Annotated in this window: 17 protein-coding genes; 3 read left to right on the top strand and 14 right to left on the bottom strand. The window is 60.0% G+C overall.

Annotation, left to right across the window (positions count from 1 at the left end):
• Window positions 1-42: 42 nt before the first annotated feature.
• The 5 genes from ACOYW1_RS30060 to ACOYW1_RS30040 form a co-directional block, all read right to left on the bottom strand.
• On the bottom strand, window positions 43-1,920 hold the full coding sequence (locus tag ACOYW1_RS30060; RefSeq protein ID WP_482420861.1) for a methyl-accepting chemotaxis protein: 1,878 nt from the start codon (window positions 1,918-1,920) through the stop codon (window positions 43-45).
• A gap of 680 nt (window positions 1,921-2,600) precedes the next feature.
• Window positions 2,601-4,619: a methyl-accepting chemotaxis protein gene (locus ACOYW1_RS30055; protein WP_482420860.1), complete on the bottom strand. Its 2,019-nt coding sequence runs from the start codon at window positions 4,617-4,619 to the stop codon at window positions 2,601-2,603.
• Between the two features lie 363 nt (window positions 4,620-4,982).
• Window positions 4,983-6,965 carry an acyl CoA:acetate/3-ketoacid CoA transferase gene (locus ACOYW1_RS30050; RefSeq protein WP_482420859.1) on the bottom strand — a complete coding sequence of 661 codons (1,983 nt, stop codon included), beginning with the start codon at window positions 6,963-6,965 and terminating at the stop codon, window positions 4,983-4,985.
• Window positions 6,966-7,180: 215 nt separating this feature from the next.
• Entirely contained in the window at window positions 7,181-7,360 is a 180-nt protein-coding gene (locus ACOYW1_RS30045) for a nucleoside transporter C-terminal domain-containing protein (RefSeq protein WP_482420858.1), read from the bottom strand.
• Window positions 7,357-8,424 (bottom strand): NupC/NupG family nucleoside CNT transporter, encoded by a 1,068-nt coding sequence (locus ACOYW1_RS30040; protein ID WP_482420857.1) that lies wholly within the window; start codon window positions 8,422-8,424, stop codon window positions 7,357-7,359. The genes ACOYW1_RS30045 and ACOYW1_RS30040 overlap by 4 nt, the downstream gene beginning before the upstream one ends.
• Before the next feature lie 246 nt (window positions 8,425-8,670).
• On the opposite strand from ACOYW1_RS30040, the gene ACOYW1_RS30035 reads away from it, so the two are divergent.
• Window positions 8,671-9,189 (top strand): nitroreductase family protein, encoded by a 519-nt coding sequence (locus ACOYW1_RS30035; RefSeq protein WP_482420856.1) that lies wholly within the window; start codon window positions 8,671-8,673, stop codon window positions 9,187-9,189.
• A gap of 389 nt (window positions 9,190-9,578) precedes the next feature.
• Here the strand turns inward: ACOYW1_RS30035 and ACOYW1_RS30030 are convergent, their stop codons facing one another.
• From ACOYW1_RS30030 to ACOYW1_RS29995, 8 genes are all read right to left on the bottom strand, one after another.
• A complete protein-coding gene (locus ACOYW1_RS30030) occupies window positions 9,579-10,322 on the bottom strand; it encodes an IclR family transcriptional regulator (RefSeq protein WP_482414425.1) in 744 nt (247 codons plus the stop codon).
• A gap of 587 nt (window positions 10,323-10,909) precedes the next feature.
• On the bottom strand, window positions 10,910-11,635 hold the full coding sequence (locus tag ACOYW1_RS30025; RefSeq protein WP_482420855.1) for an aspartate/glutamate racemase family protein: 726 nt from the start codon (window positions 11,633-11,635) through the stop codon (window positions 10,910-10,912).
• A 468-nt stretch (window positions 11,636-12,103) separates the two neighbouring features.
• Complete coding sequence (locus tag ACOYW1_RS30020) at window positions 12,104-13,474, bottom strand: FAD-dependent oxidoreductase (RefSeq protein ID WP_482420854.1); 1,371 nt, start codon at window positions 13,472-13,474, stop codon at window positions 12,104-12,106.
• A 10-nt stretch (window positions 13,475-13,484) separates the two neighbouring features.
• Entirely contained in the window at window positions 13,485-13,778 is a 294-nt protein-coding gene (locus ACOYW1_RS30015) for a (2Fe-2S)-binding protein (RefSeq protein WP_482414423.1), read from the bottom strand.
• 7 nt (window positions 13,779-13,785) lie between these two features.
• Window positions 13,786-13,971 carry a hypothetical protein gene (locus tag ACOYW1_RS30010; protein ID WP_482420853.1) on the bottom strand — a complete coding sequence of 62 codons (186 nt, stop codon included), beginning with the start codon at window positions 13,969-13,971 and terminating at the stop codon, window positions 13,786-13,788.
• A complete protein-coding gene (locus ACOYW1_RS30005; RefSeq protein WP_482420852.1) occupies window positions 13,968-14,534 on the bottom strand; it encodes an NAD(P)/FAD-dependent oxidoreductase in 567 nt (188 codons plus the stop codon). The genes ACOYW1_RS30010 and ACOYW1_RS30005 overlap by 4 nt, the downstream gene beginning before the upstream one ends.
• Window positions 14,531-14,941 carry an FAD-dependent oxidoreductase gene (locus tag ACOYW1_RS30000; RefSeq protein WP_482420851.1) on the bottom strand — a complete coding sequence of 137 codons (411 nt, stop codon included), beginning with the start codon at window positions 14,939-14,941 and terminating at the stop codon, window positions 14,531-14,533. Before ACOYW1_RS30000 ends, ACOYW1_RS30005 begins: the two co-directional genes overlap by 4 nt.
• 37 nt (window positions 14,942-14,978) lie before the next feature.
• A complete protein-coding gene (locus ACOYW1_RS29995) occupies window positions 14,979-15,359 on the bottom strand; it encodes a RidA family protein (protein ID WP_180137486.1) in 381 nt (126 codons plus the stop codon).
• A gap of 425 nt (window positions 15,360-15,784) precedes the next feature.
• Between ACOYW1_RS29995 and ACOYW1_RS29990 the strand changes: the two genes are divergently transcribed.
• Both ACOYW1_RS29990 and ACOYW1_RS29985 read left to right on the top strand, forming a co-directional pair.
• On the top strand, window positions 15,785-16,954 hold the full coding sequence (locus ACOYW1_RS29990) for a sodium:solute symporter family protein (RefSeq protein ID WP_482420850.1): 1,170 nt from the start codon (window positions 15,785-15,787) through the stop codon (window positions 16,952-16,954).
• Window positions 16,840-17,229: a hypothetical protein gene (locus tag ACOYW1_RS29985; RefSeq protein ID WP_482423853.1), complete on the top strand. Its 390-nt coding sequence runs from the start codon at window positions 16,840-16,842 to the stop codon at window positions 17,227-17,229. Before ACOYW1_RS29990 ends, ACOYW1_RS29985 begins: the two co-directional genes overlap by 115 nt.
• A gap of 475 nt (window positions 17,230-17,704) precedes the next feature.
• Here the strand turns inward: ACOYW1_RS29985 and ACOYW1_RS29980 are convergent, their stop codons facing one another.
• Window positions 17,705-18,631, bottom strand: a complete 927-nt coding sequence (locus ACOYW1_RS29980) for a cation diffusion facilitator family transporter (RefSeq protein WP_482420849.1) — start codon at window positions 18,629-18,631, stop codon at window positions 17,705-17,707.
• Window positions 18,632-18,734: the final 103 nt, after the last annotated feature.

The raw sequence follows: 18,734 nt of genomic DNA, 5'->3' as shown, positions 1-18,734 counted from the left end.
TGTGCCGAGCGACTCACAGCCCCCATGTCCCGGGCAATCTCTTCAGCCAGCGCCGAGCTTCCGGGCCACCTGGCTGTTCACCTCCTGAAGCCCGGCCGAGGCCTGGGCCAGGTTTTCGGCTATCTCCCCCGTGGAGACGGACTGCTCTTCCACGGCTGCCGCGATGGCGGCCACCAGCTCACTGACCTCCTCGATGACCGTTGAGATGCGATTGATCCCCTCCACGGACTGCACGGATGAGGCCTGCACCCCGTCGATGCGGGAGCGAATCTCCCCGGTGGCTTCAGCGGTCTGAGCCGCCAGGGCTTTGATCTCTCCTGCCACCACGGCAAAGCCCTTGCCTGCCTCTCCGGCACGGGCCGCCTCGATGGTGGCGTTCAGGGCCAGAAGGTTGGTCTGCTCGGAGATCTCGGTGATGGTCTCCGTGACCTTGCCGATCTCTGCTGCGGCCTGGCCCAGGGCATCCATGTTTTCCCTGGCCCCATGGGCCTGGTCAACCATGTCCGAGGTCACACCCCGCGCCTTTTCAGAGCGTTCGGCGATCTCGGCAATGGTGGATCGCATCTCTTCGGTGGCCGCTGCCACGGTGTTGACGTTGGTGGCCGTCTGCTCGGACGAAGCCGCGACACTCACCATGACGGCGCTCATCTCTTCGGCGGACCGGGTGACGCCCCCTGCAAGCTCATTCATCTCACCGGCTCCGCCGGACATCTCATCCGACAACCCGGAGAGCTCTGCCCCAGATTCGGTGACCTTCTCCGCATGCAGGGAGAGCTCCCGGATGATGGCATGGATCTTCTCCACAAAGGCATTGAACCACGTGGCAAGAACCCCAAGCTCATCTTTGGATACCACCTCAAGGCGACGGGTCAGGTCCCCTTCCCCTTCGGCGATATCCCGCAGCATGTCAGAGGTGCGGTTGAGGGGCCGGGTAATGGCATTGGCAAACAGAAAAGCAAGCCCCACAAACAGGGCGAGAAGGGCCCCGCCGATGGAAACCACCGCAACCACCATGCTGTGCCCGGAGGCCATCACTTCGTCCTTTTCGATAACCCCCACATACTTCCACCCCAGCCCGGGTGAGGTGTAGACACAGGCATAGTACACGATCCCGTTTTTCTCCAGCTCCGCATGCCCCCCGGACATGCGGTCAAGGGTATGAAAGACAGGGTGATCCAGCTCCGACATCTTTTTAAAATTCGTCTCCGGGGTCTTGGGATTGGCCAGGATAGTCCCGTCCTCCTGGGCGAGCATGGCAAACCCGCGCTTGCCGATCTTGATGTCCAGGACCATCTTTGTGAGGTTTGTCAGTGGTACATCGATCCCCGCCACCCCCACCAGCGCCCCCGATGGGTCAAAGGCCGGTGCCACCACAGAGATAACACCGGCCATGGTGCCGGTGCCGGTCAAACTCTGGTACGCCGGGGTAACAGAAGGAACCCTCTCCTCGACGGCACCCTGATACCAGCCCCTCTTGCGCGGATCATAGCCGGCGGGCAAGGCACCTTTATTCGACGACACAAACCCGCCCCAACGGGTTCCGAAAAACACCTCGTAAAACGCGTCGTTGGATGCCTGCACCCCCGTCAGGGCCCGATAGATCTCAGCATTGACCCGCCCCTCTTTTTCCGGGTCGGCGGAGTGCTCTGGAGCCCCCGGAAGATAGCTCAGCACCGAGCTGTCCGCCCCCTTCAACTCCGGCCTGGCTGCCACGTACGCCACCGATGTTTTCACCATGTCCGCGAACTGGACCATGGCGTTGTCCAGCTGCTTGAGCTCACGGGTTGTTGAATCGACGAAATTCGCCTCGGAGATGGTGTTCACTTTCACCACGGTCACCGCACAGATCACCGCCACGGGAATCAATGCCACGAGAGAAAACGCAGCAATCAACTTTGTCTTGATTGTCAGATAGCTCAAAAAAAACTCCTTCATTTCAAATCCATTGAACCTGTCGATATTCCCTAAGCATTAAGAAACACGACCCCTTCCCACGGGATGGCCCAATTTCATATCGGACCGGAGCTAGAATTCTTTAATATTATTTTGCACACCATACAAATCAATCAAACAAAACGCATGATCTATGCATACAGGCACATAATCAACCCCTTGAGATACAGTAATTAAGCTATTTCGTTTTCACTGCGACACAAGCGAAATCCCTGCACCAACACCACGCACCAACGCAAAAAAAAGGCCCGGCGATTCTCAAAAATCACCGAGCCCTTCCACATGGACGCAGATATGTCTCTTTGCATGCAACCCCATGCAGCGATCAGGCAGGGGCCACCTTTTCCCTGATAGCCGACAGGACGGTCAACGCATTTAAAAAATCAGTTGCCTCCGGCGGGTCGCTTTTTGAAAAAAGCTCCGCAAAAATTTTTCGGTAATCAAGTCGCTTATCTAGTCCGCAGGGGCTGAAGATAAGCGACTTGATAAATAAGAAAAGAAGAGGGGCTATGCCCTGTAGGGACGCCTCCGCAAAAAACAAAACCTGTTTGTCAAACTTTTCAAAAGTTTGGCCCCCGGCAGGGCCGCCGGAGGCAAAAATCTAAATGCGTTAACCCTGCCTGCCAAACATCCCATCAGGCCATCCGTCACACCTTGAACTGCCCCACCACGGAATTCAGCCCACCGGCAAGCCTGGAGAGATCTTCCGACCGGTCATGGACCATGCCGCTGCCGTCGGACAGCTGATGTGCCGAGCGGCTCACAGCCCCCATGTCCCGGGCAATCTCTTCAGCCACACCGGAGCTTCGGGCTACCTGGCTGTTCACCTCCTGGAGCCCGGCCGAGGCCTGGGCCAGGTTTTCGGCTATCTCCCCGGTGGAGACGGATTGCTCTTCCACGGCTGCCGCAATGGCGGCCACCAGCTCACTGACCTCCTCGATGACCGTTGCGATGCGATTGATCCCCTCCACCGACCGCGCGGAAGAGGACTGCACCCCGTTGATGCGCGAGCGGATCTCACCGGTGGCCTCGGCGGTTTGGGCCGCCAGGGCCTTGATCTCCCCTGCCACCACGGCAAACCCCTTGCCTGCCGATCCGGCTCGGGCCGCCTCGATGGTGGCGTTCAAGGCCAGAAGGTTGGTCTGCTCAGAGATCTCGGTGATGGTCTCCGTGACCTTGCCGATCTCTGTGGCGGCCTGGCCCAGGGCATCCATGTTTTCCCTGGCCCCATGGGCCTGATCAACCATGTCCGAGGTCACATCCCGTGCCTTTTCCGAACGCTTGGCGATCTCGGCGATGGTGGCCCGCATCTCTTCGGTGGCAGACGCCACCGTATTGACGTTGGCGGCCGTCTGCTCTGACGAAGCCGCCACACTCACCATGACGGCGCTCATCTCCTCGGCGGACCGGGTGACGCCCCCTGCAAGCTCATTCATCTCACCGGCTCCGCCGGACATCTCATCCGACAACCCGGAAAGCTCGCCCCCTGCCCCGGTAACCTTCTCCGCATGCTGGGAGAGCTCCCGAATGATGGTGTGGATCTTCTCCACAAAGGCGTTGAACCAGGTGGCAAGGGTCCCCAGCTCATCGCTGGAAGCCACCTCAAGGCGACGGGTCAGATCCCCTTCCCCTTCGGCGATATCCCGCAGCATTTCGGAGGTGCGGTTGATGGGTCGGGTGATGGCGTTGGCGATGAGAAAGGCAACCCCCACGAACAGGGCAAGGAGCACCCCGCCTATGGCAACCACCGCAACCACCAGCTTGTGCATGGAGGCCATGACCTCCTCTTTTTCGATGACGCCGACGTATTTCCATCCAAGCTCCAGCAACGTGTAGACGCAGGCGTTATAGGCCACCCCATTCTCTTCCAGCTCCACCCGGCCCTCGGACATGCGGTCAAGGCTTGCAAAGACTGGATGGTCCAGCTCCGACATCTTTTTGAAATTTGTCTCAGGGGCCTTGGGGTTGGCCAGGATAGTCCCGTCCCCCTGGGCAAGGAGGACAAACCCGCGCTTGCCGATCTTGATGTCCAGGGCCATGGTGGTCAGGTTTGTCAGCGGCACATCGATTCCCACAACGCCCACCAGCTCCCCCGAGGGGTCGAAGGCAGGTGCCACAAAGGAGATCCCCCCTGCCCGGACACCGTCAGCTCCCATGCTCTCGTACGCTGACGTGACCGCGGCAGCCTTTGTCTCGGCGGCGGCCGTGTACCACTCCCTTTGACGCGGGTCATACCCCTTGGGCGGCACGGCTTTCTGGGACGACACAAAACCGCCCCATCGGCTCCCGAAGAACACCTCATGGAAGGCGGGGTTGGAGGCCTCGATCCCTGCCAGCATGTGATACATCGCGCTGTTCACCGGCCCTTCCCGCTCCGGGTCGTTGGAGTGGGCCACGGCCCCCGGAAGGTAGTTCAACACCGAACTGTCCGCCCCCATAGCCTCCGGCCGCGACGCCGCATACCGCGCCGACGTCTTCACCATGTCGGCGAACTGCACCATGGCATTGTCCAGCTGCTTGAGTTCTCGGGTCGTGGAATCGACAAAATGGGCCTCGGAGATGGTGTTCACCTCCACCAGCGTCACCGCGCAGATCACTGCGACGGGAATGAGTGCCACGAGGGAAAACGATGCGATCAACTTTTTCTTGATGGTTAAATAGCTCAAAAAGAAACTCCTTTACATCGAATCAATTGGGCTCGCCGCCTTTTCCTGTGTCCCCGGAAAAGAACTCCTGAACCGCGAGCCGGTCTCCATTCATATCGGACGAAAATAAAAATTTCTTAACCGCACCCTCATGACTCAGACCTTAAAAGAGCACCCACTTTCGACAATAATAACAAGATATTTAAACGAGACACCCCTGCCACTCTTTTTTCTAACTACCCCGCCGCAACCTCAGAAAAACCCGCCAAATTCCAATAAAAAATTATCACCCCTCCATTTTCCTAATTTTCAACAAAAAAAAGCCCGGTGGTCTGCGATGACCACCGGGCTTGGGTGCTCCCTTCTTTTCGCAAGGCTCCTACTTCAGCGCGTCAGAAGCCTCCAAAAGTGTTTCGGGAACAGTACGGGCGAAAGATTTCTCGCCTTGAGGGAATCCCCCATCTTCATCCGCATGAAGGTGCTGGTGGTGTAGCGCGTCACGTCGGAGTAGAACCGGTTCATGAGACTTTTCACCATGTCCATGTACTCATCAATGAGTTCGGGGGAGATATCGAAGTTGTCGTAATTGACGATGGCCTTGACCCTGTGCCCCACCGGCGACAAGATGGCCGCCACCTGCTCGTCGATGGTGCGGATTTCATGGCGGGACCGGATGGCCAGGCCCTCGAAGTTGACGTAAAAGACCTTCTGTTCCACGTCATAAACCAGCCGCTGGTCAATGGGGATGGAGAGGAGTTCGTCCTTGAGCCCCATGGGCTCCGGGGCGAAAATCCGGGGGTCCATGGTCCGGGGCGTCTCTGGGATCAGGGGCCGGAAATCCATCTGGGCCAGGATGTCCCGCTCCAGGTCGATGCCCGGGGCGATCTCCGTCAGCACCAGCCCCTCGGGGGACAGGGTAAACACGCATCGCTCGGTGACATACAGGACCGGGTTTCCGGTCTCTGTGGCGACATGCCCTGAAAAGGTGATCTGCTCCACGGCATCCACAAATTTTCTCACCTTCCCCTCCTGATCGATACACAGGGCCCCGTCGCAGACAGACACCTTGAGCCCCCCTGCGGTGAAGGTGCCCACGAATACGATCTTCTTGGCGTTCTGGCTGATGTTGATAAACCCACCGCACCCGGCGAGCCTCGGGCCGAACTTGCTGACGTTGAGGTTGCCGGCCCCATCGGCCTGGGCCAGGCCCAGGACCGTGATATCCAGGCCGCCCCCGTCGTAGTAATCGAACTGGTAGGGCTGGTCGATGATGGCGTCCACGTTGGCGGCGGCCCCGAAACTCAGGCCGCCTGCAGGGATACCGCCGATGACCCCCGGCTCTGCGGTGAGGGTCATGTAATCAAAGACATTCTCCTCGGCGGCCACGTTGGCCACCCCCTCGGGCATGCCGATCCCCAGGTTCACCACGCTGTTGGGGATGAGCTCAAAGGCGGCCCGCCGCGCAATGATCTTTCGCTCATCCAGGGCAAGGGGCTTGATGGAGGAGAGGGGTACCCGGAACTCCCCGGCAAAGGCGGGGTTGTAGGGGACGTCAAAGGTCTGCATGTGGTTTTCCGCCTGAGTCGCCACCACCACGCAGTCCACCATGATGCCCGGGATCTTCACGTCCCGCTGCCTCAAGGCCCCTTTGCCCGCGATGCGCTCCACCTGGGCGATAACAAACCCGTCGTTGTTTTTCGCGGCGATGGCAAGGGAGAGGCTCTCCAGGGTCAGGGCCTCTTTTTCCATGCTGATGTTCCCGTCCGGGTCGGCGGTGGTGCCCCGGATAATGGCCACGTCAATGGGCTGGGTTTTGTAGGCCAGGTACTCTTTGCCGTCAAAGGTCACGAGCTCCACCAGCTCCTCGGTGGTGCGCCCGTTGATTTTACCCCCGCCGTTGCGGGGGTCGATGTAGGTGCCAAGACCCACCCGGGTGATGGTCCTCGGCTTGTGGGCCCCTGCGTCCCTCAGCATATGGGCCAGACAGCCCTGGGGAAAGTTGTAGGCTTCGATCTTGTTGTCCATGGCCAGCTTCTGCAACTTGGGAATCAGTCCCCAGTGTCCGCCGATGGCCCGTTTCACAAGCCCCTCGTGGGCCAGGTGGTTCGCCCCCCGGTCCCTGCCGTCCCCCTGGCCCGCAGCAAAGTAGAGGGTCAGCGCCTCAGGGGACCCGGTGGAGAGGAACCGCGACTCCAGGGCCATGGCCACCTCTTCGGCAAACCCGCTCCCCACGAAGCCCCCCAGACCGATCACGTCGCCGTTCTGGACGATCTCCACGGCTTCCCGGGCCGTCACCACCTTGTTTTTGTGAATAGGCCCAGGCTCCAGGCCGGCGTTAAAGGGATGAGACAGCGTGTTTTTTTCCATCCTGTTCTCTCCTTGTTTTGCACGTGAAGGCAAGCCACTTCAAAAACAGAAATCAACACATCCGACACCAACCGATCCGGTAGACCACGGGGCATCGCCCATAGCCACAACCAGAACAACACATTGATCATACACAAAATATCCCGCAGCGCAACAACCGAAGCCGGGATCCCGACCAGCCGAGTGCGTTCACACGCCCTTCAGGAAGAATCCTTTCATGGCACCATGATCCCCACCATGGCTCCGGTCATCAAGGTGGTCAGGGTGCCGGAGACAATGGACTTCAGACCGAGACCCACAATCTCCTCCCGGCGCTCCGGGACCATGGCGTTGAGCCCGCCCAGCATGATGCCCAGGCTGCCGAAATTGGCAAACCCGCAAAGGGCATACGTCATGATGAGCTGACTCCGGGGGGAAAGGGTCCCCTCGGGAAGATTGGCCAGCCCGGCACGTAGGCCAGAAGCTCATTTAAAACGGTTTTTACCCCCATGAGGCTCCCCGCTGCCGGGGCTTCGGACCAGGGAATGCCCATGAGCCAGACCAGGGGTGCCATGAGCCACCCCAAAATCCGCTGCAGGGTCAGGGGCTCGCCCCCCAGCCCCGGCAGAAGTCCCATGCCCTGATTGATCAGGTGCACCAGGGCGATGAGAACCAGGAGCATGGCCGTGACATTGAGGAAAAGGGTCAGCCCGGCCTGGGTACCCTGATTGACGGCATCCATGCTGCTGGAGACGGTTTGCTCAGGGACAAGAGCACCCGACGTAACAGCCTCGGTTTCCGGCACCATGAGCCGTGCCACCATCAGGGCCGCGGGCACGCTGATAAGAGACGCCGTGAGGATGTGCCCAAGGGCGCCGGGAAGAATGGTGCCCACAAACCCGGCATAAAGGACAAGGACCGTGCCTGCCACGGTGGCCATGCCGCAGGTCATGACGGCAAAGAGCTCGCTTCGGGTGAGCTGGGCCAGATAGGGACGGATCAGCAGCGGGGCCTCCACCATGCCCACAAACACGTTGGCCGCAGCCCCAACCCCCAGGGCACCGCCCACGCCCATGCTGCGCGTCAGGAGCCAGGAGAACCCCTGCACAATCCTGGGCAGGATGCCCCAGTAGAAGAGCAGGGAGGAGAGGGCGCTCATCACAAGAAGAATGGGAAGGGCCCGAAAAGCCAGGATAAAGTCCGCACCCGGCACGCCGGATTCAAAGGGAAGCGGCCCGCCCCCTAAGTACCCGAACACAAACCCCGTGCCCGCCTGGGTGGCCTCCTCCAGGGCCAGTACCACCCCGTTGAGGGCAATAAAAACATCCCGGAACACGGCCCATTTCAACAAAAGAAAGGCCAGGGAGCCCTGAAGCCCCAGGCCGATGAGAATGTTGCGCCCCTGGGACACCCGGCGCTGTTCACTTATCCCCCAGGCCATGGCCGTCAACACCAGCACCCCAAACACACTTTGCAGCATATCCTCCCCCATCACATACATGTCGCCCACAATTAACCTGCCAACTCCCCGGTATCCCGAAAAGCTTCCCTCCATGTGACCAAGGCACAAAAAAGTGCCTGCTTGTCCCGCGTCGCCCCGCTTCCTATACTGTCCACAGGAAACAAGACCGAGAACAGGCCCTCGGCCAAACGCAAATCACACAAAAATAACATTGTACGCGCTGCGGCCGTATTATTCCCACCTTTTTTTATCAGGAGACAGCACATGGATCCCTTCAACATCTTTTATCAACGCAAAAGCGTCAGGAAATTTACAGAAGAAACCGTATCAAGGGAGACGTTAACGCAACTCATCAAGGCCGGCATGGCCGCCCCCACCGCCGGCAACAAACAGCCCTGGGCCTTTGTGGCCGTGGATGACCCCGAGGTGCTGGCGCGACTCGGCGCCGTGCTCCCCTACGCAGGGTTTGTCAAAGGGGCTCCCGCAGCCATTGTGGTCTGCGGTGATCTCTCCAAAGCGTTTGAGGGGGTGGAGGAACCCTTCTGGGTCCAGGACTGCTCCGCCGCCACCCAGAACATCCTTCTCGCCTGTGAAATGAAAGGGCTGGGAGCGGTCTGGACCGGCGTCTACCCCCTGCAGGAACGCATGGACGCCGTAAGCGACATCCTGAACCTGCCCGACCACATCGTCCCCCTCAACGTCATCCCCTTAGGGACCCCGTCAGGCAACCCCAAACCCAAAGAGAAATGGGCCCCTGAAAACCTCCACTGGCAGACATGGTAAGGCACGGGACGGATAATAGCAAAAAACATAGACAAATGGGGAGCCATTCCAGCCCCAAAAGACTGCCTCCGGCGGGAAGGCGGGCCACCTTGAAACCCTATGGCGAATGCATGGAGGCTGTCGTTATACATGCGTTTTCGGAGCATTCGCGTGACGTGTGACATTGGGCAACCGTCTCGCACATATCGCATTCATTCTTCAAAAAAGCACGATGCGAGGCTTTCTGGTCTAGCCTCCGGCAGAGCCGTCGGAGGCCAACTGAGCAGTTACATTTAGGGCTCAGACAGAAATCCTACGTGAATGCCGCTGCGATTTAACCCGAGGAACGAGGGGTAAAGCGCGGCGGCAACCAGCTTTCAAGGTGGCTCACCTTGCCGCCGGAGGCGTTTTTATTTTTTTGCAGGCTGGTTGAGGCGGGTTCGAAAGAAGGCGACCATGTCGTCGAGTTTGTTGTCCCACTCGGCGCCCTTCAAGGCATCCACGGTGACGGAGCCCACCACCTCGCCACCGGAGCACAGGGGAAAGGCAAGGCCCACGGCCCCGTCCACGGCCAGGTCGTAGGCGTAGCCGTAGCCGCGGTTGCGGGAGATCTCGAGGAAGAGTTTCAGGGTATCCCAGCTTCCCACCATCCGCTCCTTGAGCTCGGGCTCGTTGCGGGCCAGGATGGCGTCCCCTTCCTCAACGGGGAGAACAGACAAAATGCCTAAGGTACAGGAGCCGAGCCCCAGGGGGCGTCGTTCCCCCACCCGGCTGGAGAACACCTGGATATTGTGAGTCCCTTCCACGCGCTCCACGCAGGTGCAGTCGTCGTTGTCCCGGGAATAGAGGGATGTGGTGTACCCGAAGGTTTGGGCCGCTTCGTGGGCCAGGGGGGAGAACCGGGAGAGAATCCGCTGGTCGCGGTCGAAATTGGGTCGGATAATGCACTCGTCACCCACCCGGTACCCCTTGGTGGCGGGGTCGCAGGAGACGAACCGGCACTCCTTGAGGACCGAGAGAAGCCGGTGCACGGTGGGGGCTGGAATGCCCAGCCGTTCGCTGATCTCCCGGGGTGAAACGGTCTCCTCGCTCTCCTCCACGATAAGGGTGAGGATGTTGAGGATCCGGTATGCGCTTTGAGCTCCTTTAATCATAATGGGGTGAATCTACCAGCTCCCCTTTCAAGGGTCAACAGGGGTTCGTCAATGCGCCGGAAAGTGGCCTGATATGGTTAAAGTGGGTGGAAAAAAAGGCCTCCGGCGGCCAGGTGGGGGCACCTGGAAACCCCATGGCGAATGCATGGGTGCAGACATCCTGCAAATGGTTTCGGGGCATTCGCGTGGTGTATGACATGTGGCAGCCGTTTTGGCAGGAGAGACCCATTTCATTTTTCTGAAGACACGATGAAGGGCATTTGTGATTCACTTGACTTTAACCGGAATAACTCCGGCAGCAAGGCGTGCCACATTGAAAGCATATTGCCATTGCGATTTGCCCTTCAAACAAACGTCGCCCTGATCATTGTTTAAAGCATCGACGGATTTACATCCCCCCCCGGAACACCCTTGCCCCCTGGAGCGCCGCACTCCGGTGCGGCACGGGTAACGACGGACTAAAATGCCGCACCGGAGTGCGGCGCTCCGTTTCGGTCGAGCGTTCTCGATTTTTTTGACGGTCACGGCAGAGCCGCCGGAGGCATCGTTCACATGACGGGCCTTCCCATGGAAATCACGTCAGGCCATTACAGCCCGTGGTACCTCTTGCGTTTCACGGCGTAGCGAGCGTACTCGATGAGGCCGTCGATGTCGTAGACCGGGCAGCCGATGCGCTCCTGAATGCTCCGGGCAAAGGCGGAAAGGTCGGTGCACTCCAGCACCAGGGCGTCAAGATTGTGCTCTGCCATCAGAGCCTCAGCCGCTCCGCAGATCTCAGCCTCCAGTCGGTCCATGTCAAAGTCGGTGCGCCTGGCCTCGATGATGGTCTCCCAGAACTCGGGGCAGCCTTCCATGCCTTTGATGACCACGTCGTTGATGTCTCCCCCCACCTGGGCAAAATGCATGGGGGTCAGGGCATCCCTGCTGGCTGTAAGCACCCCGATGACGGCATCCGGCCCGTGGAGCGTCCGCACCATGGGAATCTGGATAAGGCTGGAGACAAGGACCGGAATTCTCACCGCCTCGGTGAGCTCCTTCTGAAACCGGGCAAGAAACCCGCAACTGCCCGTGATGGCCATGGCCCCCTCCCGCTCCAGCGCCCTGGCCGCCTCGATAAAGGGGGCCACCAGCTCCGGGGTGGGGTTGAAAAGAAGCGTGGGCACATCGATCCCGCGCAACACCTTGTAGGTGACCGGAAAATCAAAGGTCACCGGATTCCTCAAATGCCCCGGGGGCTTGGGAAAATAAGACTCCAGACACAGCACACCAATGGGGGTGTCCGTATGGAGAAGACCGCCCTTTAAAATCATCATCCCTCCTTGCTATGTTCGAAAAGCATGCCTCCGGCGGCGAGGTGAGCCACGTCGAAAGCTCATTGCCCTTGCGGTTTCGCCCTCGTTCCTCGGGCCAAACCGCAAGGGCCTTCGGCTCGGGCTTCGCCCGATATACTAAGTTGACGGCTGACACGGGGTGTCGCACAGGCTTTGAAATACCTGGATACGTTGCCGTGCCTTGAAGATTATCTGGTTTTGCCTGTGTGCCCCAGATTCGGGAATGCTTTTTCGCCAAAGGATCCGTATGACGATGCCCTGCGATAAGCGAAACAGGGACCGGATTGCGATCCCTGACTTGCACGTGCACCCCCACATCAAAATCATCACGGGCGAAGCCCGTCAGCGAATGTGAAGGGCGAGGAACGAGCCCTGAGCATTCGCGCCCCTGGGGTGCAGGGACGATCCCTCCTGGCTGCTGGAGGCACGCTTTTGCTTTTTCGTTTTTCCTTAGTCCCCGCCCCCGAGGCCACAGATCTCGCCGAAGAGGACCGGGCGCATGGGGGGGCGGATACGCAGGGAGCCCACGTCGGGGACCTCGCGTTCCAGGGCGTTTGCCGCGATCTCGGCCAGGGCCGGGCCGCACATGCGTCCCTGGCAGGGGCCCATGCCGCAGCGTGTCCTGACCTTGATGTCGTTGACCTCGTGGCACCCCTCTTTGACGGCCTCGCGGATGGCCGAGGCCGTAACCCCTTCGCAGCGGCAGACCAGGACATCGTCGTCCACCTCGTAGAGGTCTTTGCGGGGAGCGAACCAGCCATCCACAAACTTTCGCGGGGCCAGGGCCTTGCTCAGCACCTTGCGCGGGCGGGTGCGCTTTCGTTTGGCGTCTTCATCGGTGAGCACCCGAAGGGAGCGGGCCACATCGATACCTGCCAGCTCGCCTTTGGCCGCGGCTGCGGCGGCGCCGTGGACAAAGACCCCGTCCCCGGCCACGTAGATGCCTTCCCGGCTGCTTTTCCCGTTTTCATCGCACACCGGGTACCAGTAGCGCTGCACCGGGTTCCAGGCGTGGTCGAGGCCCAGGGCCCGGCTCATGTGGGTGCGGGGCAGGATCCCTTCATGGACCAGGAGGATGGCGGCGCTCACGCTGCGGGGGGTGCCGTCCACGGCAAAGCTCACCCGCTCCAGGCGATCCTTGCCAAAGGCGGTGATATCCGAGCCGTTCCGATAGATGGGCACGCGGCTTCGGGTCATCTTGGCCACCATCTTGAGCCCTTTGAAGAGAAAGGGGATGTCCCGGAGGGCCATGGGCATATGGGGAGCGGCTTTCATGATGTTGGCCTTGGGGGTGGTGTCTACCACAGTGGCAATGTCGGCTCCCAGCTCCAGGAGATGGTTGGTGATCAGGGGAATCAGGGGCCCGTTCCCTGCCACCACGATGGGGCCTTTGGGCACCACCGAGGCGCTTTTGTAGAGGATATCGGCGGCACCGGCGGCCATGACCCCGGGCAGGGTCCATCCGCTAAAGGGCACGGGGCGCTCCATGGCCCCGGTGGCCACAACAATATTTTGGGTCTTGTACTCCCGGGTCTGGGCGTCCCGGGTGGCCAGGACGCGTCCGGGTTCTGCAAACCATACGGTGCTGCGGGGTTCGTAGGCCGCCCCGCTCTTTTGAAAGCGCCTTAGAATCCGAAGCCCTTCGGCCCGGTCCTCCTTCTGGAGAAAGCGCCCCTTGGCTCCGGGGGCGTCCACGGAGCGGTAAATCTGGCCGCCTGCAAAGGCCTGCTCGTCCAGGAGCACCACCTCCAGGCCGCACTCCGCTGCGGCTGCGGCGGCGGAGAGTCCCGCGGTCTGGGCCCCAGAACGACAAGGTCCCACTGCTGCTGGATCATTTCCCCTCCCGCTCCGCCGGTTCACGCCGGACGGTCATTCCCTCTTGGACGATGGTAACGCAGGACTGCTGGTTGGGCCTGCCGTCGATCTCCATCATGCACTCAAAGCAGACACCCATCATGCAGTAGGGGGCCCTGGGCTCGTTGGTTACGCTGTTCTTGCAGGTGTGCCTGTCGTGGGAGTGTCCCAGGACAGCGGCGGCAACGGAGATGCCTTCCGGAACCGTCATGGATTCACCGTCCACGGTGATGGTGACGGTCTGCTCCGCCTTGGCTGGTTTCTTGCTCATGGTTTCCTCACTTGGCCCCGGTCTTGTTGAACCGTGAAAGGCTGAAAATCTTGCCGTCCTCGGGCAGCCCGTTGCCGAGCACGTAGTCGGGGAGGGTTGCCACGTGGATCCCGGAGAGGGTCACGGCGCTGTGACAGTTGAAAACAAAGACGTTGTCGTGACCGGGCACGGTGTCGTAGATGGGGAGTGTCATGGACATTCAGCAATTCGCAGGCAGCTCCAGCACCGGATCACGCGGAGCTTTGCCAGGTCGGGCCAGACAGACACGGCCCACCGCCCTTCCGAGGCCACGGCCTCGGGGGTAAAGCCGGTGTCCGTGCCCACGTACTCATGCTTGTAGCCCACCATGATGGTCCCCCCGGGGGTCTGGGTAAGCCCCAGGATGGGAATGGGCAGCACGTTGTCCTTCACCCGCTCGGTGAGGAGATCCTGGGCGCGGTCCGGGGTCACGGGCACCTTGAGGTCAAACCAGGCCCCCAGCTGCCGGTTGCTCAGGCCACCGGCCAGAACCAGCTTGTCGCAGGCGATCTCTCCCCGGCTGGTGGTGACAAGGTAGCCGGAGCCCTCGCGCCGGATCGTATGGGCGCGGCATTCGGGAAGGAAGGTTCCCCCCAAATTCACCATGGCCTTGCGCATGGCAAACATCATCTTAAGGGGCTCCAGAAAACCATCCTCTTCGCACCAGGCAGCGCCGCACACCTGGTCGCCAAAGGTGATCTTCGGGAGCAGTTTTTCCAGCTCGGACCGGCTGATCATGGTGCCGTTGTAGCCAAAGTCCCCCGCCTCTTTGCGAAGCCCTTCGATGTACTCGGCCCTCCGGTCTCCTTCTCCGACACAGGGATGAGGCCGCCGGTGGGGTTGTAGGGGATGTGGATGCCCGAGGTCTCTTCGAGTTCGGCGATGAGCCCGGGGAAATGGCGGGAGGAGTTAAAGCCCCAGCGCATGTACTCGGGGATCCCCAGGGCCTTGGATTGCACCCAGATAAGGCCCATGTTGCTGCGGGAGGCGCGGTCCACCACCGGGGTGTCGTCGATGACGCACACGCGGACGCCTTTTTTCGCCAGGCCGAACCCAACGCCGGCGCCGGTGACCCCGCCGCCGATGACGAGCACATCCACCTGCCTGCGATCCGCCGATTTTTTCGATCTGTTTCCTAATATCATCGTCTCTTGGCGATCCTGTACTCCGATGATGGCCTGGTTAGGACGCCTTAAAGGCGATGCAGTCCACTTCCACCTTGCAGTCGCACATCATGGAGGACTGGATGGTGACCCGCGCCGGTGCGTGGGCAGGTGAGAATCGGGCGGCGAACACCTTGTTGAACTCGGGGAAATCCCTGGGATCGTCGATCCACACCCCTACCCGGACCACGTTGTCCAGGGTGTATCCGGCGGTTTCAAGGACCTTCACCATGTTGTCAAAAGCGAGTTCCGCCTCTGCTTTCATGCTGCCGGCCAGCAGCTCACCCTTTTCGTTTCGCGGGACCTGACCGCTGACATAGAGCCAGCCGTCGGCCTCCACTGCCTTGGAGATGGGAAGCCCCCCGCCGGTGGGGGTGCCGTGGCGTTTGATGTCTGACATGCGACCTCCGATAAATCATATTATGAGAAAAGTTCATATTATGACCAAGTGTATACGCCACAGTTTTTCAAAGTTCAAGAAAAATCAATGCATTTGAAAAACGATCCCGCCAGCCACATTTTTATCATATAATGATAACAAGATCACATAATGAATATTTCCCATTGACAGAAATCAGATATATCAGATATTGTTCTGGAAATCGAAGCGACAAATGGCGTACACTTTTGAACATTGATGATGGCCCGACCCGCGGTTCAACCCAGGCAACGGCGCCTGCCGTACAGACCGAACCATCATCATCTTCTCCGGCCCCCACCAGGGAAACCGAGGTGTCTGTCGCTTTGATGAGAGTTCACCCGCACGGCCTTATTTAAGGCCGCGCCCGTCTCTTTCATCGAATCTACGTAGGAGGTAGAGGAAGTATGGCAGTATCCACGTTGGACATGATACTGATCTTCGGGTATTTCGCACTGGTACTCGGCATCGGCGTCTTTTCCATGAAAAACATCAAAGATTTTGACGACTACTCCGTAGCCGGCCGTTCCATCCCCATGGCCATCCTCTTTGCAACCGTTGCTGCCACCCTCTGCGGCGGCGGTTCCACCATCGGGCGTATCGCCTTTGTCCACAAACAGGGCATCATCGTCCTCATGGGCATCTCGGGCATGGCCCTGGGCCAGGTTTTAAGCGGGCTCTACATCGCCCCGAAGGTGCGTGAGGCCGGCGCCAACGTCTACACGGTGGGCGACCTGTTCGGCAGGAGCTTCGGCCGAAGCGGCCGCCTGGCATCAAGCATCGTGGCCTTTGCATTTGTCATCGCCCTGTTCGGGGTACAGATCCTGGCCATGGGCCGGATCCTCCAGACCGTCACCGGTATTCCCCTGATCCCGGCGGCCGTCATCTCCTCAGTGATCACCATCGCCTACACCTGGGCAGGCGGCATGCTGGCCGTTATCCTCACCGACGCCATCCAGTTTGTGGTCCTGGCCCTGGGCATCACCCTCTGCGCCTTCCTCTCCCTGAACCAGGTGGGGGGCATCAACGAAGCGGTGCAGACCGTCATCGCCATGGGCCCCGAGTTTGCCGACAAGGTGGACTTCTTTCGCTCGGACTGGAGCACCACCAAGATCTTCGCCTTTTTCCTCACCTTCATGTTCGGTGAGATGGCCGCGCCCTACTTCATCCAGCGCTACGCCACCGGCGCCTCCCCCAAGGACAGCAAGTGGGGGGTCACCATCTTCGGCGGCTACTACATGTTCTTCCTTGTCACCACCCTGGTCATCGGCGTGTGTTCCCTGGTAATCCAGCCCGATGTAAGGCCCGACCTGGCTCTCACCACCCTGATCCGGGAGACCCTGCCCCCGGGCATCTCCGGCCTTGTCTTCGGCGCCCTGCTGGCGGTGGGTGATGCCCACAGGCGATCCTCGGCATCAACACCGCAGCGGTTATCTTCACCCGGGACATCTACAACGAGTTCATCAACCCCAAAGCCAGCCAGCAGGAGCTCCTCTCCTGGACCAAGAAGATCACCATCGTCATCGGTGTCGGCGGCGTGGGCATTGCCCTGGCCTTCCCCAAGATCTTCGAGCTGATGATCTACGTCTACAACCTCTGGGCTCCCGCCGTGATCCCGACCCTGCTCGTGGCCCTCTTCTGGAAGAAAGGCATCTCCCCTTACGTCGGCGCCCCGGCTGTGGTGGTGGGCCTTTTAACGGCCTTTGTCTGGGGCCCCAAGGTTCTCGGCGATCCCCTGGGCCTGCCCTCCAACATCGTGGGCATGGCCGCCAACATCCTCACCATGGTCGTGGTGCACCAGATGACAAAGAACACGACACCGTCCCGAAACTTTCAACCGGAGTCTATCTAAAGGAGGGTGACCCATGCTTGAAGCCATTATCTACACATCCCTTGCCATCAACGTCCTTGCAGCGGGCTATGTGACCCTCGGCATCGTGAAATACATTCTCAGCATCAATAAATCCTGACCCCAGCCCCGAAGGCGCCCACCCCCTGAACGGGGCGCCTTCGGACTTCCTCCCCTGAGATGTGCAAAACGGGCGACCCATCACTACCGATGGTGTCGCCCGTTTTGCTTTGCAGCGAGTACCTGTAAAAAAGCCTCCGGCGGCCCTGCCGGGGGCCAAACTTTTGAAAAGTTTGATAAACAGGTTTTAAAAATCAATCCAGTTCAATTTGAATCAAAGACGAATGTGTTTTTCCCTGAGGAACGAAGGGGAAAACGCATTCGTAACCTGCTTTCGAGGTGGCACACCTCGCCGCCGGAGGCAGGCTTTTCCATGCACTATAACCATAGAAGTCAAGACGCCGGGGTGCAGAGGTATTTAATGATCATGGGGATCGCGCCTGCAGGACGCATCGGCGATGAGGGATTTGTCGTCGCAGACCTCCAGCTCGGGCTGCAACAGGACATGGGCAATGTGAAACCTTTGGCGCAGGCGCTCTTCCATGGCGGCAAGGATGGTGTTCACCCGACTCAAGGGGAGGTCTTCATGGAAGTCCACATGGGCCTCCAGGTGGATGTCGGTGTCGGTGAGCTGCCAGACATGGAGATGATGGATGTTGCGCACCGCCTCCTCTTCGAGCATGGCCGCTTCCACCGTTGAAACGTCCACGGAAGGCGGGGAAAACTGCATGAGCACGGCCAGGCTCTGCATTACCAGGCCCCAGGAGGCGTAGATCAGGTACAGGGCGATGCCCACGGAGAGCAGGCTGTCCAGGCGGTGCACCCCGAACACGGCCACGGCAACGCCCCCTGCCAGAACGGCCACGGAGGTGATCATGTCCGTAAAAAGGTGCAGGGAGGCGGAGCGGATGTTGAGGCTGCCCTCGGCTTCTTCCTTTAACAAAAGGACACAGAGCCCGTTGAGGGCAATGCTCAGGATCGCCAGGAGGATCACCGGTCCAGCGGACACGGCCACCGGATGAATAAGGCGAACCACGGCCTCCTTGATAAGGAGCAGGGCAATGGCCATGAGGGTGACGCTGTTGATCATGGCGGCCACCACCCCGGCGCGCCGGTACCCAAAGGTTTTCTCCGGGGTAGAGGTTCGGGTGATGAGTTTTTCGGCGATGGCACTGATGATGAGGGCCACCACGTCGCTGGCGTTGTGGAGGGCGTCGGAGAGAAGGGCCAGGCTGCCCGAGAGAAGGCCCCCCGCCACCTGGGCAACGGTGATGACGACGTTAATGGCGATGGTGGCCCCCAGGCGGCTTCCGCTGGGGGCATGGTGATGGTGAGCGTGGCTCATGGAGACCTCCCGAAAAAGAAGAGTTGGGAGGGTCACCGACAGCCGTCGGCGGCAGTGCGCAGGAGCCCCGGCATGGGTGACCGCTGGACCAACCGCCTGATTG

It is taken from the genome of Desulfoluna sp. CYM3A (assembly GCF_056829965.1).
Note: the sequence above shows the minus strand (reverse complement) of the source record. Positions and strands in the feature narration are given on the sequence as shown.

Excerpts from the sequence above, each read along its gene's own strand:
- ACOYW1_RS30050 (WP_482420859.1), bottom strand. The coding sequence starts at position 6,965 with ATGGAAAAAAACACGCTGTCTCATCCCTTTAACGCCGGCCTGGAGCCT.
- ACOYW1_RS30045 (WP_482420858.1), bottom strand. The coding sequence starts at position 7,360 with ATGACGTATGCCCTTTGCGGGTTTGCCAATTTCGGCAGCCTGGGCATC.
- ACOYW1_RS30040 (WP_482420857.1), bottom strand. The coding sequence starts at position 8,424 with ATGCTGCAAAGTGTGTTTGGGGTGCTGGTGTTGACGGCCATGGCCTGG.
- ACOYW1_RS30035 (WP_482420856.1), top strand. The coding sequence starts at position 8,671 with ATGGATCCCTTCAACATCTTTTATCAACGCAAAAGCGTCAGGAAATTT.
- ACOYW1_RS30030 (WP_482414425.1), bottom strand. The coding sequence starts at position 10,322 with ATGATTAAAGGAGCTCAAAGCGCATACCGGATCCTCAACATCCTCACC.
- ACOYW1_RS30025 (WP_482420855.1), bottom strand. The coding sequence starts at position 11,635 with ATGATGATTTTAAAGGGCGGTCTTCTCCATACGGACACCCCCATTGGT.
- ACOYW1_RS30015 (WP_482414423.1), bottom strand. The coding sequence starts at position 13,778 with ATGAGCAAGAAACCAGCCAAGGCGGAGCAGACCGTCACCATCACCGTG.
- ACOYW1_RS30010 (WP_482420853.1), bottom strand. The coding sequence starts at position 13,971 with ATGACACTCCCCATCTACGACACCGTGCCCGGTCACGACAACGTCTTT.
- ACOYW1_RS30005 (WP_482420852.1), bottom strand. The coding sequence starts at position 14,534 with ATGATCAGCCGGTCCGAGCTGGAAAAACTGCTCCCGAAGATCACCTTT.
- ACOYW1_RS30000 (WP_482420851.1), bottom strand. The coding sequence starts at position 14,941 with ATGATATTAGGAAACAGATCGAAAAAATCGGCGGATCGCAGGCAGGTG.
- ACOYW1_RS29995 (WP_180137486.1), bottom strand. The coding sequence starts at position 15,359 with ATGTCAGACATCAAACGCCACGGCACCCCCACCGGCGGGGGGCTTCCC.
- ACOYW1_RS29990 (WP_482420850.1), top strand. The coding sequence starts at position 15,785 with ATGGCAGTATCCACGTTGGACATGATACTGATCTTCGGGTATTTCGCA.
- ACOYW1_RS29980 (WP_482420849.1), bottom strand. The coding sequence starts at position 18,631 with ATGAGCCACGCTCACCATCACCATGCCCCCAGCGGAAGCCGCCTGGGG.